This is a genomic window from uncultured Parasphingorhabdus sp. (assembly GCF_963677535.2).
GTDB lineage: Bacteria > Pseudomonadota > Alphaproteobacteria > Sphingomonadales > Sphingomonadaceae > Parasphingorhabdus.
The window spans coordinates 1,057,412-1,082,552 of record NZ_CAXXUT010000003.1; the positions used below are offsets into that span (position 1 = coordinate 1,057,412).

At 57.7% G+C, this 25,141-nt stretch carries 25 protein-coding genes; 16 read left to right on the top strand and 9 right to left on the bottom strand.

The annotated features are described in order from the left end of the window. Positions 1-14 precede the first annotated feature (14 nt). Together ACHZCJ_RS12005 and ACHZCJ_RS12010 are read right to left on the bottom strand one after the other, a co-directional pair. Positions 15-1,904, bottom strand: a complete 1,890-nt coding sequence (locus tag ACHZCJ_RS12005; protein ID WP_321326699.1) for a DUF3604 domain-containing protein — start codon at positions 1,902-1,904, stop codon at positions 15-17. Positions 1,905-1,992: 88 nt separating this feature from the next. Next, on the bottom strand, positions 1,993-3,600 hold the full coding sequence (locus tag ACHZCJ_RS12010; protein WP_321326701.1) for an NAD(P)/FAD-dependent oxidoreductase: 1,608 nt from the start codon (positions 3,598-3,600) through the stop codon (positions 1,993-1,995). Positions 3,601-3,757: 157 nt separating this feature from the next. Here ACHZCJ_RS12010 and ACHZCJ_RS12015 point away from each other — a divergent pair, with 157 nt between their 5' ends. From ACHZCJ_RS12015 to ACHZCJ_RS12075, 13 genes are all read left to right on the top strand, one after another. Then, positions 3,758-5,575: a DUF885 domain-containing protein gene (locus ACHZCJ_RS12015; RefSeq protein WP_321326703.1), complete on the top strand. Its 1,818-nt coding sequence runs from the start codon at positions 3,758-3,760 to the stop codon at positions 5,573-5,575. Between the two features lie 275 nt (positions 5,576-5,850). Next, complete coding sequence (locus ACHZCJ_RS12020; RefSeq protein WP_159647080.1) at positions 5,851-6,693, top strand: DUF6597 domain-containing transcriptional factor; 843 nt, start codon at positions 5,851-5,853, stop codon at positions 6,691-6,693. Positions 6,694-6,820: 127 nt separating this feature from the next. Then, positions 6,821-7,276 carry an SUF system Fe-S cluster assembly regulator gene (locus ACHZCJ_RS12025; RefSeq protein WP_159647082.1) on the top strand — a complete coding sequence of 152 codons (456 nt, stop codon included), beginning with the start codon at positions 6,821-6,823 and terminating at the stop codon, positions 7,274-7,276. 47 nt (positions 7,277-7,323) lie between these two features. After that, entirely contained in the window at positions 7,324-8,784 is a 1,461-nt protein-coding gene (sufB, locus tag ACHZCJ_RS12030) for a Fe-S cluster assembly protein SufB (protein ID WP_321327789.1), read from the top strand. Continuing rightward, a complete protein-coding gene (locus ACHZCJ_RS12035) occupies positions 8,781-9,149 on the top strand; it encodes a hypothetical protein (RefSeq protein WP_321326707.1) in 369 nt (122 codons plus the stop codon). The genes sufB and ACHZCJ_RS12035 overlap by 4 nt, the downstream gene beginning before the upstream one ends. Next, positions 9,136-9,972 (top strand): Fe-S cluster assembly ATPase SufC, encoded by an 837-nt coding sequence (sufC, locus tag ACHZCJ_RS12040; protein WP_321326709.1) that lies wholly within the window; start codon positions 9,136-9,138, stop codon positions 9,970-9,972. The genes ACHZCJ_RS12035 and sufC overlap by 14 nt, the downstream gene beginning before the upstream one ends. A gap of 133 nt (positions 9,973-10,105) precedes the next feature. Beyond that, the gene (locus tag ACHZCJ_RS12045; RefSeq protein ID WP_321326711.1) at positions 10,106-10,858 is read left to right on the top strand and encodes a SufD family Fe-S cluster assembly protein; all 753 of its coding nucleotides are present in this window, start codon (positions 10,106-10,108) and stop codon (positions 10,856-10,858) included. 118 nt (positions 10,859-10,976) lie between these two features. Beyond that, positions 10,977-12,188: a SufS family cysteine desulfurase gene (locus ACHZCJ_RS12050; protein WP_321326713.1), complete on the top strand. Its 1,212-nt coding sequence runs from the start codon at positions 10,977-10,979 to the stop codon at positions 12,186-12,188. Positions 12,189-12,197: 9 nt separating this feature from the next. Beyond that, entirely contained in the window at positions 12,198-12,728 is a 531-nt protein-coding gene (locus tag ACHZCJ_RS12055; protein WP_321326715.1) for an SUF system Fe-S cluster assembly protein, read from the top strand. A 115-nt stretch (positions 12,729-12,843) separates the two neighbouring features. Further along, positions 12,844-13,206 carry an iron-sulfur cluster assembly accessory protein gene (locus ACHZCJ_RS12060; RefSeq protein WP_173207749.1) on the top strand — a complete coding sequence of 121 codons (363 nt, stop codon included), beginning with the start codon at positions 12,844-12,846 and terminating at the stop codon, positions 13,204-13,206. Positions 13,207-13,455: 249 nt separating this feature from the next. Next, complete coding sequence (locus ACHZCJ_RS12065) at positions 13,456-13,683, top strand: colicin E3/pyocin S6 family cytotoxin (RefSeq protein ID WP_321326720.1); 228 nt, start codon at positions 13,456-13,458, stop codon at positions 13,681-13,683. A 31-nt stretch (positions 13,684-13,714) separates the two neighbouring features. Then, positions 13,715-13,993: a hypothetical protein gene (locus tag ACHZCJ_RS12070; protein WP_321326722.1), complete on the top strand. Its 279-nt coding sequence runs from the start codon at positions 13,715-13,717 to the stop codon at positions 13,991-13,993. After that, positions 13,980-14,954 (top strand): ImmA/IrrE family metallo-endopeptidase, encoded by a 975-nt coding sequence (locus tag ACHZCJ_RS12075; RefSeq protein ID WP_321326723.1) that lies wholly within the window; start codon positions 13,980-13,982, stop codon positions 14,952-14,954. The genes ACHZCJ_RS12070 and ACHZCJ_RS12075 overlap by 14 nt, the downstream gene beginning before the upstream one ends. Before the next feature lie 72 nt (positions 14,955-15,026). Here the strand turns inward: ACHZCJ_RS12075 and ACHZCJ_RS12080 are convergent, their stop codons facing one another. The 7 genes from ACHZCJ_RS12080 to ACHZCJ_RS12110 all read right to left on the bottom strand — a co-directional run bounded on the left by ACHZCJ_RS12080 (position 15,027) and on the right by ACHZCJ_RS12110 (position 21,651). Continuing rightward, positions 15,027-15,956, bottom strand: a complete 930-nt coding sequence (locus ACHZCJ_RS12080; protein WP_321326724.1) for an electron transfer flavoprotein subunit alpha/FixB family protein — start codon at positions 15,954-15,956, stop codon at positions 15,027-15,029. Continuing rightward, positions 15,956-16,702: an electron transfer flavoprotein subunit beta/FixA family protein gene (locus tag ACHZCJ_RS12085; RefSeq protein WP_321326725.1), complete on the bottom strand. Its 747-nt coding sequence runs from the start codon at positions 16,700-16,702 to the stop codon at positions 15,956-15,958. Before ACHZCJ_RS12085 ends, ACHZCJ_RS12080 begins: the two co-directional genes overlap by 1 nt. Positions 16,703-16,963: 261 nt before the next feature. Beyond that, positions 16,964-18,163 carry an ADP-forming succinate--CoA ligase subunit beta gene (gene sucC, locus ACHZCJ_RS12090; RefSeq protein WP_159647103.1) on the bottom strand — a complete coding sequence of 400 codons (1,200 nt, stop codon included), beginning with the start codon at positions 18,161-18,163 and terminating at the stop codon, positions 16,964-16,966. Positions 18,164-18,322: 159 nt separating this feature from the next. Beyond that, positions 18,323-18,838, bottom strand: coding sequence for a GNAT family N-acetyltransferase (locus tag ACHZCJ_RS12095; RefSeq protein ID WP_321326727.1), 516 nt, complete (start codon positions 18,836-18,838; stop codon positions 18,323-18,325). Between the two features lie 13 nt (positions 18,839-18,851). Beyond that, positions 18,852-19,166, bottom strand: coding sequence for a hypothetical protein (locus ACHZCJ_RS12100; RefSeq protein WP_321326729.1), 315 nt, complete (start codon positions 19,164-19,166; stop codon positions 18,852-18,854). Continuing rightward, complete coding sequence (ppa, locus tag ACHZCJ_RS12105; RefSeq protein WP_159647109.1) at positions 19,163-19,696, bottom strand: inorganic diphosphatase; 534 nt, start codon at positions 19,694-19,696, stop codon at positions 19,163-19,165. Before ppa ends, ACHZCJ_RS12100 begins: the two co-directional genes overlap by 4 nt. A gap of 14 nt (positions 19,697-19,710) precedes the next feature. After that, positions 19,711-21,651 (bottom strand): peptidase M61, encoded by a 1,941-nt coding sequence (locus tag ACHZCJ_RS12110; RefSeq protein WP_321326732.1) that lies wholly within the window; start codon positions 21,649-21,651, stop codon positions 19,711-19,713. Positions 21,652-21,770: 119 nt separating this feature from the next. Here ACHZCJ_RS12110 and hisS point away from each other — a divergent pair, with 119 nt between their 5' ends. Genes hisS through prmC form a run of 3 tightly spaced genes read left to right on the top strand, consistent with a single transcriptional unit; the run spans position 21,771 to position 25,004 of the window. Next, on the top strand, positions 21,771-23,102 hold the full coding sequence (gene hisS, locus ACHZCJ_RS12115; RefSeq protein WP_321326734.1) for a histidine--tRNA ligase: 1,332 nt from the start codon (positions 21,771-21,773) through the stop codon (positions 23,100-23,102). Then, on the top strand, positions 23,099-24,175 hold the full coding sequence (gene prfA, locus ACHZCJ_RS12120) for a peptide chain release factor 1 (RefSeq protein WP_321326736.1): 1,077 nt from the start codon (positions 23,099-23,101) through the stop codon (positions 24,173-24,175). Before hisS ends, prfA begins: the two co-directional genes overlap by 4 nt. Continuing rightward, entirely contained in the window at positions 24,168-25,004 is an 837-nt protein-coding gene (prmC, locus tag ACHZCJ_RS12125; protein WP_321326738.1) for a peptide chain release factor N(5)-glutamine methyltransferase, read from the top strand. The genes prfA and prmC overlap by 8 nt, the downstream gene beginning before the upstream one ends. The last annotated feature ends 137 nt before the right edge of the window (positions 25,005-25,141 follow it).

Genomic DNA, 25,141 nt, shown 5'->3' on the forward strand with positions numbered 1-25,141 from the left:
TCACTGTCCCGGACCTAGGCTGCCGGCGTATACCAGATGGGCGAGCTGTAGGCGCGCTCCTGCTGGATCTTGATGACATCATCGGGCAGGGTCAGGTTGAATTTCAGCGCATCATAGACAGGCCAGGTCGGCGTCGGGATTTCCAGGACGCGCACATAGTAAAAGGCATTTTGCGCGGCATCGAAATCGGGGTCCTGCCAGAAGGTAACCAGTTCGGGCGCGCCGGTGGCATTGTCCCAGGTGCCCTTGGCCAGATCGACGGTATTGGGAACTGCGGGCAGCTTGCCATCGCCCCCGGGCTTGCGGTTATCAGCATCGCTCCAGCTGACATTATAGATTTTTTCCTGACTCTTGCCGGTCGCGTCGACCCAGCCCTTGATTACCTGGATCCGGTCGAGACTGGCGCTTTCCGGGTCCATCAGCGCACTGATCAGGAATTTGGGCGCTTGGCCGCCGCCGCCCTTGAGATCGCCGCCCATCGGAACACCCTTGGTATAGCCGGCCTTGACCAGATCAGCGATGTCATCGGCAGAAAAATCAAAGCCGCCGAAGAAGCGGACCTGCATCCGCGGGCCGGTTGTCGCATAGACTTCGCGGCGCATCATCGCATCGAAAATGGCTTCGCGCGTGTTGCTGGTCGCCCAGACGGCGGCATAGCCGCTGGACAGATAATGCCAGCCGAACCGTCCTTCGCGGGTGCCGAGATTCTGTGGCTCCAGAGCGCGTTGCTTGTTATTCGCTTCGTTCGCGCTGTGCTTGCCGAAGAAATTATCCTCGTCTGCCGTTGCCAGCGAGGTGTGGCTGTCGGTCGATCCGATCATGCCGAATTTGAAAGGATTGGCGCCGACGGACAGGGTCAGTTCCAGCCCGCGTTTGAGCGCTTCGCGGACATAGCTGCCACCATAGCTTTCCGGTGGCATGTCTCTGGTGCAGCTCAGATTGCATTTGTCCCATCCGGTGACGCCGAAACTGGCAAACTCGTCATTGGGCGACAGAAAGGGGTGGGATTCGCTGTCGCCCTTGATCTGCGTGACCTCGACAATCGGTTCGCGCAGCGCACGGGTCCTGATATAGGCTGCGTCAATCGGGCTGCCGTCGAACTTGTTCATCGCGAACATGCGGCCATTCGAGACATTGCTGTTGTGCGGAATGGCGAGTACCTTGCCGCCGGTCTTTTTCTCATAGGCATCCATATAGGTCCAAAGCTTTTCCGGGTCCTGAGATCCCAGCGCCCCATAAGGAATGGTATCACCCATTTCTTCCGGATCGTCGCGAAACATCACGACGCGATGGAGGTTGTCGCCTTGCGGCATCGGCGTATATTCAAAGCCCATGAAGGCGGTAAATTTCCCCGGTTCATTATACCGGTTTATGATCTCGCCGTGCTTTTTCCACAGATCTGCGGTGCGTTCGCGCGTCTCTTCCGGATCCGTGAGCGATTCCGGCAACGTGCCCTTGGCCGCGCCATCGATCAGCTCTGCCGTGACCTGTAACGATCCCTCGTCGCTCTCGTTCATCATGTCGTGCCAGCGCAGCAGGAATTTATTGGTGAGCAAGGCGATACGCGGGGCTTCCATGATCGCCTTGGTTGCGCCCATCGCATCGCTATGGTCGGCGATCACCAGAAAATCGAGGGGCCGGGACAATTTTGCCTTGGCCCCCTTTGTTGCCGTCACTTCTTCGCCGCGGGCAAAACGCAGGGCATTTTCGGCATCGAGCCGGTTGCCGAAACCGAAAGCGTCGATGCTATTGTCGGTATGGAGATGGGTGTCGCCCCAGAACACCTGTTCGGGATATTCCGTGTTCGCAATCTCTGCGCCGCCGCCGTCCTCATTGTTGATTTTTGAACAGGCCGACAAGGCCAGAGCAGCGGTGCATACTGCCAGCATCAGTGTTTTGCGCATAATTGAGTCTCCCATCCCAAGAACAGGAAGCTATCCCTCCCGGCGGCCCGGTGCAATAGGCAGCTGTTCTGGCTAGCCTGACGTAGCGTCAGCCAAGCCATCGCCTGAAAAAGCTGCGCTCCCGCAGAATGATCCGGGCGGCATTGTGACCCGGTGCACCGGTTACACCGCCCCCGGGATGGGTGCCCGATCCGCACATATACAGACCTTCGAAAGGTCCCTTGTAACCGGCCGCACCAACCACCGGGCGCGCGGCCCAAAGCTGGTCCAGGGACATGCGGCCATGGAAAATATCGCCGCCGACCAGTCCGAATTTACGCTCCAGATCGTGCGGAGACAGCGCCATCTGGCCGCGAATCAGCTTGCGAAAGCCCGGTGCGTGGCTTTCTACAACGTTCAAAATGGCTTCCACCGCAGCATCGCGGTCATGCTTCCAGACACGACCTTCCGGCAATTCGGGCGCAAATTGCTGACAGAAGAGGCTTGCGACATGCTGGCCGGCGGGAGCGAGACTGTCGTCGACCAGACTGGGGATCAGCATCTCGACCACCGGTTTGCGCGCCCAGCCATATCGACGGGCGTCCTGATAGGCCCGGTCCATATAATCGAGCGAGGGGGCCATGATGATCCCGGATTTCAGATGATCGCCGGGTCCGGGCAAATCACTGAAGTCGGGTAGACCGTCCAGCGCCAGGTTCATCCGGAAACTGCCGGAACCGCATTGATAGCCGTCCATCATCCGGCGGAATCCGGCTGGCAGATCGGCGTTATCTATCAGCTTGTCATAAAGCAGTTTCGGGCCGACATTGGCGACAATCTTCCGCGCGCGAATCTGCTCGCCGTTCGCGGTTTCCAGTCCGACGGCAGTCCCGTTCTCGACCAGCAGTCTCCGGACCGGTGTTTGCAGACGGATTTCGACGCCGGCCTCTTCGCAGGCCGCCGCCATCAGCTGCGTGATCCGGCCCATACCGCCAATCACATGGCCCCATTGTCCCGCCTTGCCATTGATCTCGCCAAAAACATGGTGGAGCAGGACATAGGCGCTGCCCGGCGTATCGGGGCTGGCATAATTGCCGACGATGCTGTCAAAGCCGAAAGCCGCCTTGACTGGTGTGCTTTCAAACCACTGGTCGAGCAACTCGCGGGCGCTCAGCGTGAACAGCTTGAGGATATCATGTTGTTGCTGCGCCGGAAGCCGCGTGAACCGGCGGGCGGCGGATATCCCCGCCAGCAGGGCCGCTGCTCCACCTCCGGCATTCGGTGGAATTTCCAGCGCCAGCTCGCGTAATATTGCCGCTGCCGATTCCAGCATCTCGTAATAAGCCGGCAGGCGCGCTGCATCGGCTGCGGAGAAACGTGTGATCTCCTTCTGTGTTGCTTCGAGAGAACCGCCCATCAGCAAATATTCGCCACCGCCGAGTGGCAGGAAGTTGCTTTTCGGCCGCTCGATCACCCGGTAGCCGCGCTCCACCAGTCCCATATCGGCGATGATTTTCGGCTGGAGCAGCGAGACCGTGTAGCTAGCCGTGCTGTTGCGGAACCCGGGATGAAATTCCTCGGTCACCGCCGCGCCGCCGATCACGTTGCGCGCTTCCAATATCCGGACCTTCATACCGGCGCGGGCGAGATAATAAGCGCAGACCAGACCATTATGGCCGCCGCCGATAATCAGTGCGTCCGGTGCATGTGCATTCATGATAGCATGAGACCTACCGGTGGATCGTGCAGCCAGCAACCGGCAATTGACGGGACGGTATATCGTCCGGTGCGCGCAGCGCCAAAGGCGCAATTTGTCGAAAAGCAATCTGGGTGATAGGATCGGCAAAACTTTACCCAATAAGGATGATCTGAGGATGAGAATTTTTTTGCTGACCGCCGCGTCTGCCCTAGCCCTTTCTGCGGTCACTGTCGGAACTGCAAGCCACGCGCAGACCAGCGAAAGTGCCAGCGAGGCCAGGGAAGATATCAACGCACGACTGTCCGCTTTTTTCGAGCAATATGACGAGCAGGAACTGGCCCATTCGCCTCTGTCGAAAGCCTATCGCGGCATTCGCGACGACGATTACGGCAAATGGGATGATCCGAGCGAAGCCGCGGCAATCGAGCAATATGAGCGCGGACAGGCTGCGCTGGCGAAAATGAAAGCGGAGTTTGACAAGGACCAGCTGAACGAAGCCGGCCAGTTGAGCTATCGCCTGTTTGAAGCAAGGGCGGAACGTTCCCGCAATGCTTTCCCGTTCCGCCGGAACAGCTATATTTTTGACCAGATGAATGGTGCGCAGAGTCAGATTCCGGCGTTCATGATCAATATTCACCGGGTTGCCAGCAAGGCCGACGCGGGCGCCTATGTCAGCCGCCTCTTCGGCGCAGGGCCGATGATGGAAATGCTGGTCGCGCAATCTGCCGAGCGGGCCGATGACGGGATCATGGTGCCGGACTGGGTGTTTCCCTATGTCATCAACGATGCCCACAACGTCATCGCCGGCGCGCCCTTTACCGAAGGCGATGACTCACCGATATTTGCCGATCTGAAGAAGAAGGTAAATGCGCTCGATATTGCGGAGAGCGAAAAGGCGGATCTGATTGCCCGCGGCGAGGAAGCGCTGCTCGACAGTCTGAAGCCTGCTTACGAGAAGCTTATTGCCGAGATGGAGCGTCAGCAGGCGATGGCCGGGGACGGCGACGGTATCTGGCGGTTCGAGGACGGCGAGGCTTATTATGCCGAACGGTTGCAGAATTACACGACAACAGATCTGAGCGCCGACGAGATCCACCAGATCGGACTCGACAATGTTGCGCGCATTCACGGACTGATGCGCAAGATCATGGCGGATGTCGGCTTTGAAGGCAGCCTGCAGGAATTTTTCGTCCATCTGCGCACCGGCGACCAATATTATCACACCAGCCGCGAAGATTATTTGGCCGAGGCCAATAGCAAGCTAGCGGCGATGGAAAAGAAGCTGCCGGAATTTTTCGACACGCTGCCCAATGCTCCCTTTGTGATCAAGCCGGTGGAAGCGTTTCGTGAGAAATCCGCGGGCAAGGCCTTTTACCAGCGGCCGGCACCCGATGGCTCGCGGCCGGGCACATATTATGTGAATCTCTACGATCTCAAGAGCATGTCGAAAACCGAGCTGGAGGCGCTGGCCTATCACGAAGCTCTGCCCGGCCATCACCTGCAACTGGCTATCCAGACGGAACTCGGTGATCTGCCCGCATTTCGCAAATTCGGTGGTGTGACTGCCTATTCGGAAGGCTGGGGCCTGTATAGCGAAGAACTGGGCAAGGATATGGGCTTCTACACCGATCCTTATTCCGATTTCGGCCGACTCGGGATGGAATTGTGGCGGGCGTGCCGGCTGGTTGTGGATACCGGAATCCATGACAAGCGCTGGAGCCGCGAACAGGCGATTCAATATCTGACCGAAAATACGCCCAATCCCGACGGTGACATTCGCAAGGCGATCGAACGCTATATCGTCTATCCCGGCCAGGCGACCGCCTATATGATCGGCAAGCTGAAGATACTTGAGCTGCGGACACGGGCGCAGGAAGCTCTGGGTGACCGGTTCAAGATGGGCGGTTTTCATGACGTGATCCTGAAAAGCGGCCCGGTACCGCTCGATATCATGGAAGAACGGGTTGACGCCTGGATTGCGGCGAGCCGCTGATCGGCCACCGGGAAAAGAAGCATTTGTCCTTAAATGTCAAAACTATGTGGCGAATATGTCGTATTTGTCCAATCGCGCCGAACCATTAGCGGTGCATAGCGACAGGGCGACCCGAAGGGCTCCTGCCATCGTAATCCGACGGTATCGGAGTTCTTTTCCTTATTGGCCTGACCATTATTTTGGTCAGGCCTTTTTTTTAACTATATTTCTTTGCTATAAAAGCGCATTCCATAGGGAATCTGAACCTGGGGAGGGACAGATCAAGGGGTCGTAAATTGGTAAGCTTGAGATATTTTGCGCCGGCGGAAGATGTGCGGGACCTCGTTTCGGTCTATTATCTTTTCGAAGATGATCAGCCGCGCTTTGCGGATAACGAGAGGGCCGCGATTGCGCAATTGCGCTTTCTGCTGGAGGGCAGCGCGGTCATAAGTTTCGCCGATGGTAGCAGTTTCTCGCATGAGGGGGCGGTGTTGCAGGGGCCGTCGACCGGCGCAATGCATGTGGACGTGACCGGACCGTTCCGGATGTTCGGAATTGGCGTCTTGCCCGCTGGATGGGCGATCTCGACGCGGAAATCGGCGGCAGAATATACCGACAAGGCGGTCAATGCGGCGGAGGTTTTTACCCAGGAAATCGATAAGAATCTCGAATATCTGCGTGGTTGCAAGACCCCTGAAGAAATGGTTGCCTGGGCAGACAAAGTCTATCGCTCGCTGAAACCGCGGCTAAAGCCGGAAACAGCCGCCTTTACCAAGATGGTCGATGAGTGGCTGTCTTCGGAGCCGTCGCCACCGATCAGTGGTTTGATGGAGCGGTCGACGCAAAGCTCGCGGCAGGTGCTGCGGACGGTGAACAAGCTCTATGGCATGCCGCCGAAATATCTCGCGCGCAAATATCGGGCGCTGCGGGCGGCCCGGGCCTATGCCGAGCATAATGAGGAAGAGTTGCTGGAACTGGTCGACGCCTTTTACGACCAGTCGCATATGATCCGGGAAGTGAAATTCTTCGCCGGCGTGACTCCCACCCAACTCCGTGTGGGTGAGGGCGAAATCGCGCGATTGATCGACCAACGCGCCAATCTGAAAGGCAAGATCGCCCCGCTGACGACCGAGACCTGACTGGAAGTACTGGAAGCATGTTTTCCGCTTTTGCCCGACCCGGCAAGGCCCCGCTGGACTTGCAATGTTGGATAAATGAGACTAAATTGGTCTTGTTTAAACTTTCACCCTTGGCGAATCGAGAAAAATGCGTCTTTCCAACCTCGCAGACTATGCTGTTGTCCTGATGTCCGCTGCGGCGCGCCATTGCGGCGCGGCGCTGCTCGCGGAAGGGAAGCTGAACGCAACGAAGCTGTCGCAGGAGACTGGTGTTCCGCTGCCGACAGCGAAGAAACTGGTGAGCAAGCTGACCACCGCCGGACTGTTCGAATCGACGCGCGGTATCGGTGGCGGCATCCGTCTGGCGCGCCCGCCGGCCTCGATCAGCCTCGCCGAGATTGTCGAAGCCGTTGAAGGGCCGCTGGCGATTACCAGTTGTACCATTGACGGCAATCACGATTGTATGCTGGAGGACGGTTGCACGGTGAAGCCCCATTGGGGCGTAGTGAACCGGACAATTCGCAAGGCGCTGGCCGATGTCAGCCTGGCCAGCCTGTCGGATTTGCCAGTCGCCCCCCAAATTCGAACGATGGAAAAAGCATGATGAGCGAAGACGTCAAAACATCCGACTATGATGCCGAGCGCGCGGAAATGAACGCCGAGGCGCAGGAAGCGGTCGACAAGGCGAGCACTTACGAGTTCGGCTGGTCGTCGGACATCGAACAGGATTTCGCGCCCAAGGGTCTGAACGAGGAGACCGTGCGGTTCATCTCCGACAAGAAGGGCGAGCCCGAGTGGATGCTCGACTGGCGTCTCAAGGCTTTCCGCCAGTGGGAAAAGATGGAATCGCCGGACTGGGCAAAGCTCGAAATCCCGATGATCGATTATCAGGATGCCTACTATTACGCCGAGCCCAAGGCGAAGGAAAAGCTTGGCAGCCTCGACGAGGTCGATCCTGAAATATTGCGGGTCTATGAAAAACTGGGCATCCCGATCGAGGAACAAAAAGTGCTCGCCGGCGTCGAGGGCGCGCGCAAGGTTGCCGTAGACGCTGTGTTTGACAGCGTGTCGGTGGCGACCACTTTCCGGCAGGAGCTGGAAGAAGCGGGCGTCATTTTTCGGTCAATTTCCGAAGCAATCAAGGAATATCCTGACCTTGTTCGTAAATATTTGGGCAAAGTTGTGCCAATGCACGACAATTATTTCGCCACGCTCAATTGCGCCGTGTTTAGCGATGGCACCTTTGTCTACATTCCCAAGGGCGTCCGCTGCCCGATGGAGCTGAGCACCTATTTCCGGATCAACGCGGAAAATACCGGTCAGTTCGAGCGCACCCTGATCGTTGCCGACGAAGGCTCTTACGTTTCCTATCTCGAAGGCTGCACCGCGCCGATGCGCGACGAGAACCAGCTGCACGCCGCCGTGGTCGAACTGATCGCGATGGATGATGCGGAAATCAAATATTCGACCGTGCAAAACTGGTATCCCGGCGACGAGAACGGCAAGGGCGGCATTTATAATTTCGTGACCAAGCGCGGCCTGTGCCAGGGTAGGAACAGCAAGATCAGCTGGACCCAGGTCGAGACCGGCAGCGCGGTGACCTGGAAATATCCGAGCTGCGTGCTGAACGGCGAGGGCAGTGTTGGCGAATTTTACTCGGTGGCGCTGACCAACAATTATCAGCAGGCCGATACCGGCACCAAGATGATCCACAATGGCAAGAACACCCGTTCGACGATCATCTCCAAAGGCATCAGCGCCGGGCACAGCGACAACACCTATCGCGGTCTGGTGCGGGTTGGCCCCAATGCGGAAAATGTCCGCAACTTCACCCAGTGCGACAGCTTGCTGCTCGGCGACCAGAGCGGCGCGCATACTGTGCCCTATATCGAGGTCAAGAATCCGACCGCGACGATCGAGCATGAGGCAACGACCAGCAAGATCAGCGACGACCAGATGTTCTACGCGCAGCAACGCGGCCTCGATGAAGAGGCGGCGGTGAGCCTGATCGTCAACGGTTTCGCCAAGGAAGTGCTCAAGGAACTGCCGATGGAATTTGCGGTCGAAGCGCAGAAATTGCTGGCGATCAGCCTTGAGGGGAGTGTGGGGTGAGTTTTGCGTTGATCTTGATGGCACTCGCACAAGGTTGGACTGTTTACGGGCCCATTGAAAGCGAGCCGTTGACAAACGATCAGGCGCAATACGCCTATTTGATGTGTGTTGGATCAAAGATCGAAGGTTTGGCCAAGTCCACTCAAGATAATTTTGACGAGATTTTCTTGTCAGCAAAGGCTCTGTGTGAAGAGAATACAAACATGGTTCTTGAATCTGCAATGGACAAATCTGCCGCAGAATCGAAAATCGTGGAAGCAGATTTACTGATGCAAGGAGTTGGTCAAAAATCCGTTGATCAAATCCGGGCTCGGGATCGCGATTTTATAGAAAATTTGGAAAACGATAATAATGCTGAAAATTGAAAACCTCCACGCCACCGTTGGCGACACAGAAATCCTCAAGGGGCTTTCGCTCACCATCAACGCGGGCGAAATCCATGCGATCATGGGACCCAATGGGGCGGGCAAGTCGACGCTGGCCTATGCGCTGGGCGGACGGCCCGGTTATGAAGTGACCGCAGGCAGTGTTAGCTTTACGCCATCCGTTCGTCCTGAGCCTGTCGAAGGACCGGGTGCGGAGGAGAGAGGTGCTTCGACAAGCTCAGCACGAACGGGAGAAGGCGAAACGGTGGATTTGCTCGCCCTCGACCCGCATGAGCGGGCCGCGGCGGGCATCTTCCTCGGTTTCCAATATCCGGTCGAAATTCCCGGCGTATCCAACCTGCAATTTCTGCGCGAAAGCCTGAATGCCCAGCGCGCGGTTCGCGGCGAAGAGGCGCTGACCGGAGCGGAATTCATCAAGCTCGCCAAGGAAAAAGCGGCGCTGCTGAAGATGGACATGGATATGCTCAAACGCGCGGTCAATGTCGGCTTTTCCGGCGGCGAGAAGAAGCGCAACGAGATGGTCCAGATGGGGATTCTCGATCCCAAGCTGGCGATCCTCGACGAGACCGACAGCGGCCTCGATATCGACGCGCTGCGTACCGTGGGGTCCGGCATCAACGCGATCATGCGCAAGCCCGACAAGGCGGTGTTGCTGATCACCCATTATCAACGCCTGCTCGACGAAGTGAGGCCGGATTTCGTCCATGTTCTCGCGAATGGCCGGATTGTGAAGACTGGTGGACCGGAACTGGCGCTGCAGCTGGAAGAACAAGGCTATGAAGCGATCGCGGAGGCGGCGTGATGTTTTGCTCGTTTGTTGCTTTTGACCGTCATGCTGAACTTGTTTCAGCATCTATCGCGCCGCAAACACAGCCTGTGCGCTTGGAGAAGTGGACCCTGAAACAAGTTCAGGGTGACGAGTCAGGTATGTTGATATGACCGCACCGCTTCCTACGCGCCGCGACGAGGCATGGCGCTATGCCGATCTCAAGGCGCTTGAACCTGTCTGGCCGAAGCTCGCCGGCCCCGAGAAAATCATCGTCCCCGCAGGCGAAACCGTCTCGCGCCAGATTGCCGAACTGCCGATCATCGACGGGGTTGGTATGATCGATCTCGATGTCACCATCGGTGACAAGGCGACATTCAATCTCTATGTCCTCGCGCATAATGCGGACTATGGCCGGATTCAGGTCAAGGCGACCCTCGGCAATGGATCGCATTTTGAACTGGGCGGCGCGATTCTCGGGTCGGGCAAGCAGACGCTAGAAATCGTGACCGAGACGATCCACGCCGAGCCCAATGCGACCTCCAATCAGGTGGTGCGCTCGGTCCTGGCGGATACGGCCACAGGCAGTTTTCTCGGCAGCATCAATGTGGCCCGCCACGCCCAGAAAACCGATGCGGCCCAGTCGGTCAAATCGATGCTGCTCAATCGCGGCGCGACCGCGAATGCCAAGCCCGAGTTGGAAATTTTCGCTGACGACGTGAAATGCGCCCATGGCGCGACCGTTGGCGAACTCGACAAGCAGGCGCTTTTCTATCTCGCCTCGCGCGGCCTGCCGCCGGCGCAGGCGAAGAAGCTAATGCTGCAGGCGTTCATTGCCGATGCTTTTGTATCGGTTGATGATGATGCCGTTAGGGACGCGATCGAGGGCAAGGCGCTTGAGGTGTTGGAGGCTTTGTCGTGAGGAGAATTCGCGCTCGTCACCCTGAACTTGTTTCAGGGTCCACTTCTCCAAGCGCACAGGCTGTGTTTGCGGCGCGATGGATCCTGAAACAGGTTCAGGATGACGAGGAAGTGCGATCATGAACGCTCCCGCTATCATACGGACCAGCCACCGTGCCGATTTCCCCGGCATCGGGCCTGACTGGCACTATCTCGACTCCGCCGCCACCGCGCAGAAACCCAAGGCCGTGCTCGACGCCATAGCCCGCGCCTACGGCCCGGATTACGCCACCGTCCACCGCGGCGTCTATGCGCGCTCCGCCGATATGACGCTCGCCTATGAAGCTGCGCGCAAACGGGTGGCCGGTTTTCTTGGCGCTGCATCCGAAAATGAAATTGTCTTCACCAGCGGCGCGACCGACAGTATCAATCTGGTCGCCGAAAGCTGGGGCAACAAATTTGTCGGGCAGGGCGACCGGATTATGCTGTCGCAGCTGGAGCATCACTCCAACATCGTGCCATGGCAGATGCTGGCCGAGCGGGTCGGGGCGCAAATCGATGTCGCGCCGCTGACCGATGATGGCCAGATCGATCTCGACTGGATCGAAGAGCATCTGACCGAACAGCACAAGTTGGTCGCGCTGGCCCATGTTTCCAACGTGCTCGGGTCCCTGCTCGATGCGAAACGGGCAGCGGCCATCGCGCACAAGGCTGGCGCTAAGCTGCTGCTCGACGGATGTCAGGCCGCGCCGCGTCTGCCCGTCAATGTGCAGGATCTCGGCTGCGACTTTTATGTTTTCTCGGGGCACAAGATTTACGGGCCGACTGGCATTGGTGCCTTGTGGGCACCTTATGAAACACTCGAAGCTATGCCACCCTGGAAAGGGGGCGGGTCGATGATTGACCGCGTGTCTTTTGACGGCACCACTTATGCGCCGCCACCGGGCCGCTTCGAGGCGGGGACGCCGCATATCGCCGGTGTGGTCGGGCTGGATGCCGCGATCCAATATGTCGAGGGCATCGGTCTCGACGTGATTTCGGATCATGAAAATGCTACACTGGCCAAGGCGCGCGAAGCCCTGTCCGGGATCAACTCTGTGCGGGTCTTCGGTCCCGACAAGAGCATGGGTATATTAAGTTTCGCGGTTGGCGACGTGCATCCGCATGATGTCGCCACTATATTGGATGAAGGCGGCGTGGCGATCCGCGCCGGCCATCATTGCGCACAGCCGCTGATGGACACTCTCGGCGTGGCGGCAACGGCGCGGGCGAGTTTCGGGATTTACAGTGATGACGAGGATGTCGCCGCGCTGGTGGACGGCATCAATCGGGTCAGAAAGATTTTCGGGTAAGGTGACAATATGAACGAAGAACGCAAAATATTGGTGGAAGAGGTCGAGTCGGTTGAAAAACCACGGCCGGCAAAGGTTGAGGATGCGGTGGACAGTCCGGAAGAAAAGGCCGCGCCTGTGATGGCGCCTTCGCCCTATGAAGCGGAAAGCGATGCGGCGAAGCTCAATCGCAAGAAGGACTATCTCGAGGGCTTTCTGGCGCAGAAACCGACCGAGGTATCGGCCGGAGAGGCCGGTGGCGATATCTACGAGGCGGTGATCGATACGCTGAAATCTATCTACGATCCGGAAATTCCGGTGAATATCTATGATCTCGGCCTGATCTATGGTGTCGAAATCACGCCGGATAATCACGCGATTGTCACCATGACCCTGACCACGCCGCATTGCCCGGTCGCCGAATCCATGCCCGGCGAGATCGAGCTGCAGGTCGGCAGCGTGCCCGGCGTCGGCCATGCCGAGGTCAATCTCGTCTGGGACCCGCCATGGGATCCGCAGAAGATGAGCGACGAAGCGAAGCTTGAACTGGGGATGTTGTAGGATATCCCCCTCCCGCTTGCGGGAGGGGTTAGGGGTGGGCCCAGAGTGGGCCTAAGGCCATCCACAATCCCACCCCCGACCCCTCCCGTAAACGGGAGGGGAGAAGGAGAATGAAATGACCGACACGAAAACAAAAACCCGCGAAATACCCGCCGCGATCAATCTGACGCCGGCGGCGGAGCAGCGCATTGCCGACCTGATGGCCAAGGCGCCCGACGATGCGATCGGCGTCAAACTCTCCACCCCGCGCCGCGGCTGTTCGGGCCTTGCCTATTCGGTCGACTATGTCACCGAGGAAGTCCCGTTCGACGAGAAGATCGTCACCCCCGGCGGCCTGTTTTACGTCGACGGCGGATCGGTGCTCTACTTGATCGGCAGCACGATGGACTGGGTGGAAGATGATTTTACCGCTGGCTTTGTGTTCGAGAATCCGAACGCCAAAGGCGCCTGCGGGTGCGGGGAGAGTTTTACGGTTTAGGGAATTACCTTTCGTCTTGAGCATATCGATGGATGTTTCCGATTGATAAAGCAGCGTCAGCAGTTGCCTCTATCAGAGGCACCGCCAGCTGACAGGCCATAAGACCGAACTGTTGATCTCTGTCTGTTAATCCGGATGCGGGAGGGTAACACTTACTTTTTGACGCCGATATGCATTTGACGTTTTGACAACATGGGCCGCAAAGTACCTTAGGGTTGAAAGAAAAATCCTGATGAATAGAAACAAGAGATGAAAACCAGACCCGATCCTTGCTTTTTGGACCAGTGCGAAAGCTTGGGCGCAAAAAACGGCGAAAAACGTTGGCGAAGTTTCACTGGGGATAGAATTTACACATGGGATTCCCTTCACGGCGAAATTGAGGTATTCAACAAAAGAGGAAGGCACCTCGGTGCCATTGATGCGGTCAATGGTTTTACGATCAAAGATGCCGTGAAAGGTAGAAAAATCGATGTCTAACTACATGGAACTAGTGTTATCCGGTAAAATAATGACGGATGAAATCGATGACTTTATTGACCAATGGCATGAGGGTGATTCCGAAGACACACTATCAAAGTTCTTGGGAATGACAGATACAGAATACAAAGTGTTTGTTGCGGAGCCTGGTTCTTTGGGTATGATAATCGCTGCCAAGGCGCAGCAAAGGCCGCTAACTGAAGCAGTTAATGATAATTATGCTGACTTCGATAAGATTGCCGCTCGATCAAAGAATTCAGGCGACATGAAACGGCTGAAAGAGTGGATTACAGAGCTTGAGTCGGCGTGAATCTCCAGCTCCAGAAGAGCAGCTTGCAGCGAGGGTTGTTGAACGCTTTTCACTCGAACCGCCCATCGATATTGAAGCCTTAGCTTCACAATATGCTGATGTCGCTTATGCAAAATTTCCTATCGAAGCAGATGGTATAACTATTGGATTAAAGCGGCCCAATAAAAAGCCGAAAATACGAGTCAACGAAAGTATCTCTAAACGACGTAAACGCTTTACGTTAGCTCATGAATTAGGGCATGTCTTGATTCCATGGCACACCGGTACAATCGTAGATTTACTTGGTGGAGATGGCGGGCGCGAAAATTCCAAGTATTGGGAAATGGAAGCCGAAGCCAATCGATTTGCAGCCTCCCTTCTTATGCCAGATCAATGGGTTACAGAATGTTTGGCGGTTGAACCAGAAATAGCAAAAGCGGCTGATTTAGTAGCTCGTAAGGCAAATGTTTCGATAGATTCTGCCGTGCTTAAAGCGCTAACCCTTGGTCCATCAGGGTATCTATTTGCAAAATCTGAGTTTGGTTGCGTTGCTTGGTCATCAGCAACGGCTGGGACAACTGTAAATCGGTTAGATGAAGGCTCGAAAATACCCACAAAACCCGATTTTCCGTTCTCTTATCACGGGATCAACAATTCATACTCCGCAGAATATCATTGGTGGAAAATTGAGGAGAAAGTTTCCGTTCCGATCAAACCCGAAAGAGAATGGAGAGACATCTTGCAAGAAATAATTGATGCTACTTGCCATGGAGACAGTCTCAAAGCGAAACAATCAATCAACGGAATTATTGCCAACGCGAATAGCAAAGTAAGAGAAAATCGGAGCATAGAAGCTTTGTACGCCATGGCGTTGCAAAGGTTTGCAAATAGAAGCGGCTGCGATAGCGACGTCTCAAGAGCAGTTGCGCACCCGTTGTTCAAAGACTTTATTGTCGCAAAGGTATATTCGCTTTTTGAGTAAAGCCCCGACAGTTTCCCGCCGGGGCTTCGAAATTTTTGTAAACTTTAACTGACAAGTAGTTGGTCGAGGCGCTCAAACCTTCGAAGTCAGTTCCGGCACCGCATCAAACAGATCCGCAACCAGTCCGATATCCGCAACCTGGAAAATCGGTGCGTCTTCGTCCTTGTTGATCGCGACGATGATCTTGCTGTCCTTCATGCCGGCGAGATGCTGGATCGCGCCGGAGATGCCGATGGCGATATAGACTTCCGGAGCGACGATCTTGCCGGTCTGGCCGACCTGATAGTCGTTCGGGACATAGCCCGCGTCGACCGCAGCGCGCGAGGCACCGATGCCGGCGCCAAGCTTGTCGGCGAGCGGGGTGATGACTTCCTCGAACTTCTCGCCTGAACCCAGAGCACGACCACCGGAAACGATGATCTTGGCGCTGGTCAGTTCGGGGCGTTCGGACTTGGCGATTTCCTCGCTGACGAAACTCGACAGGCCAGCGTCGCTGGCGCCGCCAACGGCTTCGATGGTGCCGGAGCCGCCCTCGGCTGCTGCCTTGTCAAAGGCGGTGCCGCGGACGGTGATGACCTTCTTGGCATCCGAAGATTTGACCGTTGCGATCGCGTTGCCGGCGTAGATCGGCCGGGTGAACGTGTCTTCGCTTTCGACCGAGAGAATGTCGCTGATCTGCATGACGTCGAGCAACGCTGCGACGCGCGGGGCGATATTCTTGCCGGTGGTGGTGGCGGGCGCGAGGAATGCATCATGCGTTTCCATCAGGCTGGCGATCAGCGGCGCGGCATTTTCCGCGAGCTGGTTGGCGAGCGCGGCGTCGTCGGCGACATGGACGGTGGCGACGCCAGCGACCTTGGCGGCCTGTTCGGCAACGCTGCCACAGCCGGAGCCGATGACCAGTGCATGAACTTCGCCCAGTTGCGACGCGGCGGTGACGACGGCCAGCGTCGCGTCCTTCATGTCGGTGTTGTCATGTTCTACGAGTACAAGAGTTTTCATTAGATCGCTCCCACAGCTTTGAGTTTCGCGACCAGCGCATCGACGTCTTCGACCTTTTCACCGGCCTGGCGAACCGGCGGCTCGCTGACGGTGATGGTGGTCAGACGCGGGCTGATGTCGACGCCGTAATCGGCTGGCGTTTTCTCATCCATCGGCTTTTTCTTCGCCTTCATGATGTTCGGCAGCGACGCATAGCGCGGTTCGTTGAGGCGCAAGTCGGTGGTGACCACGGCGGGCAGGTTCAGCTTGACCGTCTGCAGGCCGCCGTCGATTTCGCGTTTGACGGTGATACTGTCGCTGTCGAGTTCAACGGTGTTGGCGAAGGTACCCTGGCCCCAGCCGAGCAATGCTGCGAGCATCTGGCCGGTCTGGTTCGAATCGTCATCGATCGCCTGCTTGCCGGTGATGACCAGCTGCGGGGATTCTTCCTCGACGATTTTCGCGAGGATCTTGGCAACGCCCAATGGCTCGACTTCTTCGTCGGTGACCACGAGAATCGCCCGGTCCGCACCCATGGCGAGGGCGGTACGCAATGTTTCCTGCGCCTTTTGCGGGCCAACCGAAACCGCGACGATTTCTTCCCCCTTGCCGGCCTCTTTCAGACGGATGGCTTCCTCGACGGAGATTTCGTCAAACGGGTTCATCGACATTTTGACATTGGCAAGATCGACGCCGCTGCCGTCGGACTTGACCCGCGGTTTCACATTATAATCTATCACCCGCTTTACGGGCACCAGGATTTTCATTGCTGTTTCCTTTTCCTAATTTCACTAACCAATTAACTTACGTTCACGTAAACGTCAAGTTTTGCGCTGCGGTGCAGCATTCTGATTCTGTCCCGTCCGTTCGAGGGCGGGGAGTGTGGCGGCTTCTGGCGTCATCCGGTGGATGAATCTGCTACCACATTGGGTGGTTCAGGAGGCCGGCTTTATGCCAGCCTCCGAATTTGGTGAACGGGACATGCCCCGCTCCACACTCTCCTCTGGAGGAGAGGGGGTGCAATCACATCAGGCGGCTTCTTTCACCTGAGCGACGATTTTCTTCGCGGCGTCGCCGAGATCATCGGCCGATACGATCGGCAGACCGCTGTTCGCCAGAATTTCCTTGCCTTTCTCGACATTGGTGCCTTCGAGGCGCACAACCAGAGGCACCGACAGATCGACTTCCTTGGCCGCTGCGACAATGCCTTCGGCGATGATGTCGCATTTCATGATGCCGCCAAAGATATTGACAAGAATGCCTTCGACCGCCGGATCGGCGAGAATGATCTTGAACGCTGCCGTGACCTTTTCCTTGGTCGCGCCGCCGCCCACGTCGAGGAAGTTGGCAGGGAAAGCGCCATTCAGCTTGATGATATCCATCGTCGCCATCGCCAGACCGGCGCCATTGACCATGCAGCCGATATTGCCGTCGAGCTTGATATAGGCGAGATCGGATTTGCTGGCTTCGACTTCCGCCGGATCTTCTTCGGTTTCGTCGCGCAGCGCGGCGAGATCGGGGTGACGCATCAGCGCGTTGCCGTCGAAGCTCATCTTGGTGTCGAGCACGATCAGCTGCTGGTCTTCGGTGACCACGAGCGGGTTGATTTCGACCATTTCGCAATCCATCGCGAGGAAGGCGTCATAGAGTTTCTTGCCCAGCTTCTGCGCTTGCTTGTTGAGGTCGCCTTTCAGCTGCAGGGCAAAAGCGATCGCGCGGCCGTGGTGCGGCATGAAGCCCTGTGCCGGATCGATGGTGATCGTGCGGATCTTTTCGGGAGTCGAATGGGCGACTTCCTCGATGTCCATGCCGCCTTCGGTCGATACGACCATGGCAACGCGGCCACTGGCCCGGTCGACCAGAATCGACAGATAGAATTCTTTCTCGATATCAACGCCGTCGGTGACATAGAGGCGGTTGACCTGCTTGCCGGCGTCACCGGTCTGGATCGTGACCAATGTGTTGCCCAGCATTTCTTCTGCGTTGGTGCGCACTTCGTCGATCGACTGCGCGAGACGAACACCGCCCTTGGCGTCCGGGCCCAGTTCCTTGAACTTGCCCTTGCCGCGGCCGCCTGCGTGAATCTGCGCCTTGACGACATAAAGTGGTCCGGGGAGTTTTTCGGCCGCGGCAACCGCTTCGTCAACGGTGAGCGCAGCATAGCCTGCGGGAACGGCAATGCCGTGTTTGGCAAGTAGTTCCTTGCCCTGATATTCGTGAATGTTCATGGGAAGGGAAAGCACCTTTCAAAATAGAGGCCTTGAAACTTAAGACCGGCGATTATTCGGGTTGGCTAAAGCATAGTCAGCCGCCTATTTCCACCCTGTTTCGTGATAATTATCAGATGTTCTAGTCGGTTTCCCCGGCTCGCCTTGGCGGCGGGCAAACTAAAGCATCAAACGCATGGCACAGCGGCGATTTCCCGGCAGACCATTTTCGCTTTCCGCAGTCAGTATGTCCGCGAGTCGTTTCGGCATTTCGGCCGATTCCAGCGTCTGATAGCCCAGAGTGCGATAAAAATGCTCGTTGAATGGCAGGTCGCGGAAGGTGGTCAGGGTGAGGGCCTGGCTATTCTGTTCAGCGGCAAATTCTCTCGCTGTTTCCATCAGGCGGCGCCCGATCCCCTGGCCCTGATAGCCGTCTGCGACCGACAGTTCGATGATGTGCAAGGCGTCGTCGAATATCGTGCTTGCCAGAAAGCCGACGCAATGCCTGTCGGTCACCGCCACCCATACGCTGCCTTCGGCGATGTAAATCCGGTGCGAGTCGGCCGGCATTGGGGCTTCGCCGGCAATCCATTCCAGGCCCGGAACCGACAGGTAGGCCTTCGCTGCCGAACTTTCTATCTCGGGCAGGCTGGGGGCATCATCGCTGGTTGCTGCCCGTATGGAGATGCCCGCCATTGTCGCGCTGCGCCTATTGAACCGCGCAGATCAGTCCCGACGATGTGACGACGCCGAGAATTTCCGGATCCTGCAACGACCGTGTCTCTTTGACAAATTCCTTGACCGTCACCTCACCGGGATCGCGATTCTTCAGCTTGCCAAGATCGCCGAGCTTCCGGAGTTGGCCCAGAGACAGGCGATCCACCATCCGATCTGCCATGCAGGCCGATACAGGCGCGGACAGTCCAGCGCTCATCAGCCCGTTGCGAACCCGGGTTTCGGGGGTGGCGCAGGCCGACAGGGTCAATAGTCCGGTCATCAGGGCAATGACGTGGAATCTGTTCATTTCTTGCTTTTCGCCAGTTCGATCGCCTCGAGCACTACTCGCCGTGCTTCGTCCGCATCGCCCCATTTGCCGACCCGGACCCATTTTTCGGGTTCGAGATCTTTATAATGGGTGAAGAAATGCTCGATCTGCTGCATCACGATTTCGGGCAGATGGGTGCCTTCATCCACCTTCCGGTAATAAGGGAATGTCGCGTCGATCGGCACGCAGAGCAGCTTTTCATCGCCGCCATGCTCGTCTTCGAGGTTGAGCACCGCGATCGGGCGACAGCGCACAACGCAGCCCGGCATGAAGGGCGAGCGCGCCACAACCAGCGCGTCGAGCGGATCACCGTCGGGCGACAAAGTGTGCGGTATGAAGCCGTAATTGGCAGGATAGCGCATCGGGGTGTGGAGGATACGGTCGACGAACAGCGCGCCGGATTCCTTGTCAAATTCATATTTTACCGGTTCTCCGCCAACGGGCACTTCGATAACAACATTCAGGCTTTCGGGCGGATTATCGCCGATCGGAATCTTGGTAATATCCATGGAAAAGGGAATCCTTATCTGGTTTTTGGTTGCAACAGACGGTCTATGCCGCCTTTTAGATCAACACCCTCTCCGGTGATTTTCTCGAGCGCCGGATAGCGCAGGCCGTCGGAATGGTCGACCATAAAATTGTGATAGGCATCACCATTTTTTGCAAAAATATCGATCATGCCCTCTCGGCCGCGATTCTCCTCGATCGCCTGCTTGAGCGCTTCGTCGCTATAGGCCTTGCCGTTGACCGCCGATATGGTCAGCCCCGGCTTCAGGCCCGCCCGGAATGCCGGACTGTCCCAGATTACCGATTTGATGGCCCCCTTGCTGCCCATTATCAGGCCGATACCATGGCTGAGGTCGAGCTGCTTGCGCCGCCTGTCATTGGCCAGAATATAGGCGCTCGGCTTGTCGACAAAGACGAGCCGGTAGCCGCCGAGGACAAGGCCGTCCTTCGGGGCCTCGCTGCTGGTCCGGTAGACCCGTTCCTCGATAAAGGCGTTCCAATCGTAAGGCTGGATCCTGTTCAGCGCCGCGATCACATCTTGCCGCTCGTAGGTAACGACGCCCCAGTCGCCGTTTTTGCCGCCAAAAAAGGCGCGGGCGAAATCCTCCAGCGACTTTTTGCCGCCCGATTCACGCCGGATGATCTGGTCGGCCTCGAGCCAGATCAGCAGTCCTTCGTTATAATAGTCTTCCGCGCGCTGCCAGCTGGTCCATGGCTTGGGCCGCCGGGCCGCGATAATCGGATCATGGGACGTGTCGATCAAGGGGCGCCAGCTGCGCCCGACCCGCTGGTCCATGCCCGCCGCGATCGCCGCGAGGGCGTCCAGCGTATCCTGTTGGGAATAGAGTCCGGATCGCGCGCCCAGCACATAGCCCCAGAATTGCGTCTGCCCCTCATAGACCCAGAGAAGGTTGTCGCGCATCGGTTGCCGGAAATCGGGCGTCCACATGCCGGCGGGGCGGCGATATTTGCCATTCCAGGCGTGGGTAATCTCGTGCGGCAGCAGATTGCGCCGGCCCGGCCCGCTGTCCCAATTGGTAAAATATTCGCGGTTCACGCCATTTTCAGACGACCGGTGATGCTCCAGACCGATGCCGCCCATTTCTTCGGTCAGCGCCAGCAGGAAATCATAGCGGTCGTAAGGGTGGCTGCCGAACAGAGCTTCTGCTTCCCTGACCAGTTTGATGTGCCGGGCGATATGGTCCTTTTTGGGCTTCAGGAATTTGGCGTCGTCGGCGACGATGTTGAGATGGACGCGGCTGGTCAGCTGATGCGTCTGGAAATGCCGTCCGGCAAAGACCGGGCTGTCCACCAGCGTGTCATAATCGGTCTTCTGATAGATGACGGTGTTGCCGCTGGTCGATTTCGGGCGCAGGGCGCTCGCGGCCTGCCAGCCTTCCGGATAGATGGCCGTCGCCTCGACCGGAATCTGCCGGACATAATAGCCGGCCGGATAGAGCGACACCTGGTGCCAGCGCAGGTTGAGCATCGACGGCGCCATGACAATGCGGCCGTGGCTGCTGGTGGTGGCGGAGACGAACTGGAATTTCGCGCTGATCGTGCCGACATTCTCGGGCACATCGAGATGGAAGGCAAAGACATCGACATCGTCGCGGACCCAGGCCAGCTTTTCGCCATTGGCAGTGATTTCCAGTCCGGTGAGCTTTTCGATCTCGCCGCGCGGCGCGTGATTGCCGGGTAGCCATTCCGGATAGAGCAGGGTGAGAGGACCGGCTTTTGCCACCGGTATGGTCTGGCTGACGCGGAAAATGCCCTGTTCATGATCGCGCGCGTCGACGGTGAGGGTCATGGTGCCGGGATAGGGGATGTCCTGTGGCGCGGGAATGCTATCCTGGGGCGCAACATAGTCCGGCTTGCTGAGGCTTTCCGGCATGGCTGCCGCTGCTGTAGAAATGCCGAGGGTCAGGACCAGACCGAAAATAGCAACCAGGCGCATTCGCACAAATTCCCTTGATGATTGGCGCGTGTAAATGGGGGATTTTGCAACTTTCGTCCAGAGTCCATGTGCAAATAAGCCACTTCCGCTTTGCCGCTTCACTGGCTAAAGCGCTCCCCATGGCAAAGATACAGACACCCCAGCCCGTACGGGGCACCCAGGATATATTCGGCGAAGAGCAGGAGCGTTTCCAGCATGTTGTCGAGACGTTCGAACGCGTGCGGCGGCTGTATGGATTCAGGGGCGTCGAACTGCCGGTGTTCGAACCGACCGCGGTATTCGCCCGCTCGCTCGGCGAGACCACCGACGTGGTGTCCAAGGAAATGTACAGCTTCGAGGACCGCGGCGGGGACAGCCTGACCCTGCGGCCGGAATTTACCGCGGGGATTTCGCGTGCGTTCCTGACCAATGGCTGGCAGCAGCACATGCCGCTCAAGCTGTCCGCCCATGGCCCAATCTTTCGTTATGAGCGCCCGCAGAAGGGCCGCTACAGACAGTTTCACCAGCTGGATGCGGAAATCATCGGCGCAGGCGAAGCGGCTGCGGATGTCGAATTGCTTTGCTTTGCCGACCAGCTTTTGCAGGAACTGGGCATTGCCGATGGCGTGACACTGCAGCTGAATACATTGGGTGACGCGGAAAGCCGGGATGCCTGGCGCGACGCTTTGGTCGAGCATTTTCAGGCGCATCGCAAGGACCTGTCGGAAGACAGCCAGGACCGGCTGGAGCGCAACCCGTTGCGGATTCTTGACAGCAAGGTACGGCAGGACCGTCCGATCGCTGATGCGGCTCCGGATATTGACGCTTATCTGTCGACCGAGGCGAGAGATTTTTTTGCGCAGGTCACCGAGGGCCTGGATGCCTGCGGCGTGGCCTGGACCCGCAACAGCCGGCTGGTGCGTGGTCTGGACTATTATCGCCACACCGCTTTTGAATTTGTCACGGATCGTTTGGGCGCGCAGGGAACCGTGCTGGCCGGCGGACGCTATGATGGCTTGATCGAGACTCTCGGCGGTCCCCCGACGCCTGCTGTCGGTTGGGCCGCCGGTATCGAGCGTTTGGGCATGTTGCTGGCCGAAGCGCCCGAAGCTTCATTGGAGCTGGCGATTGTGCCGATGGGCAATGAAGCCACGGTCAAGGCGCTGTCGGTAGCGAACGAACTGCGCAAGACCGGCTTTTCATCCGATATTTTCGGAAGCGGGAAGTTCAAGAAACGGATGGCGCGCGCCAATCAGGCGGGCGCGCTGGCGGCAATCATCATTGGCGAAGACGAGCTGGCCTCCGGCAAGCTGCAGTTTAAAAATTTGGCGACCGGCGAGCGGACGGGGCTGGATATCGCAGAGATTGCGGAAAAAATGTGGGACCTGAGATTTGCCGACGACCTTGATGAGCTCGACTCCGATATTCAGGCATTGGAACAGGATGTGATGTCTTCGGGAGAGAGTGATTGACCACCATCACTCCCCAGAGACTGGCGCAGATAGAAGCGCGTTTTGCCGAGTTGCAGGCGATGATGGCGTCTGGTGATCTCGACAGCGACAAATTTGTCTCTGTCTCCAAGGAATATGCCGAGATCGAACCGGTGGCCGAGGCCGCGGCAAAGGTCAAGAATCTGCGTGACGAGCAAGCGGGGCTGGCCGAGATGCTCGCCGGTGATGATGCCGAGATGAAGGCCATGGCCGCCGACGAGGTGGACGGCGTAAAAAAGGCGCTGGAACAGGCCGAACATGCGCTGGCGCTGCAATTGCTGCCCAAGGACAGCGCCGATGACCGTCCCGCGATGCTCGAAATCCGCGCCGGTACCGGCGGCGATGAAGCGGCGCTTTTCGCCGGCGATCTGTTCCGCATGTATAGCCGCTATGCCGAGGATCAGGGCTGGAAGGTCGAAATGATTTCCGCCAATGCTTCGGAAGTCGGCGGGTTCAAGGAAGTTGTTGCCAATATTCAGGGCAAGGGGGTGTTCGCCAAGCTGAAGTTCGAGTCCGGTGTTCACAGAGTGCAGCGGGTGCCGGAAACCGAAAGCGGCGGGCGTATTCATACCTCGGCGGCGACCGTTGCCATTTTGCCGGAACCGGAAGAAGTGGATGTGAAAATCCGCACCGAAGATCTGCGCATCGACACCTATCGGGCGAGCGGCGCCGGTGGCCAGCATGTCAACAAGACCGACAGCGCGATCCGCATAACCCATTTGCCGACCGGTCTTGTCGTGCAATGCCAGGACGGCAAGTCGCAGCACAAGAACAAGGCGCAGGCGATGAAGGTCCTGGCGGCGCGGCTCTACGAGCAGGAGCGCGATGCGGTGCAGAGCGAAGAGGCGGAAGCGCGCAAGTCGATGGTCGGTTCCGGCGACCGTTCGGAGCGCATCCGCACCTATAATTATCCGCAGGGGCGGGTCACCGACCACCGGATCAACCTGACGCTGCACAAGCTGCCCGAGATTGTTGAGGGCGGCGCCCTTGGTGAACTGGTAGACGCGCTGATCGCTGAGGATGAAGCCAGCCGGCTCGCCAATCTGGATGGGTGAAGCAGCCGCCGCCTTGCGCGAGGCGGCCCGGAAACTGTCGGATATCTCCGACAGCCCGCGCTTGGACGCGGAATTACTGATGGCCCACGCGCTGCAGATGGAACGGTCCCAACTGTTGCTGAATCTACCCGGACTGGAAGCGCCCTTGGGATTTTCCGCTCTGGTCGAACGGCGCCAGCGCTCGGAACCGGTCGCCCATATCATTGGCAGAAAGGAATTCTGGGGCCTCGATTTCCGGGTTACATCCGATGTCCTGATTCCCCGGCCCGACAGCGAATTGCTGATCGAGGAAGCGGTCCGCCTGTTTGCTTCCGCACATCCGCAGCGCATCGCCGATCTGGGCACGGGCAGCGGCGCGCTTCTGCTCGCGGCGCTGCATGAATTTCCGGAAAGCCGGGGGCTGGCCATGGATGCCAGCGCGGCCGCGCTGCAGGTCGCCCACGAGAATGCGGATGCGCTCGGACTGGCCGATCGTGCCCGTTTCCTGTTGCTCGACTGGACCTCGGCAGACTGGGCGAGCGCGCTCGGTTCCGGCTTCGATCTGGTCCTCGCCAACCCGCCCTATATCTCTACCGGTACCCGCCTCTCTGCGGATGTCGCCGGTTTTGAGCCGCATCGGGCCTTGTTCGCCGGTGCCGAGGGGCTGGACGATTACAGGATCATCATTCCGGCGCTGGGAAAACTGCTCTCGCCAAGGGGAATTGCGATGCTGGAAATTGGTTTTGATCAGGCGAAACCGGTTTCGCAACTGGCCTCGGATAGTGGTTATCATGTTGAATTAAAACAGGATTTAGGTGGAAATGACCGCTTGCTGGTACTCCGCCACTAAAAAGGGCTTGGATTTGACCGAGCGACTCGCTAAGACTTGCTCAGGCCCAGAGGATTTCTGGCTTTTTCCCTAAATCTCTGGCCTGCCCCCAACTCGATAATGTTGCTGGTTTTCGGCGTGCATTTGTCTTGTATGGG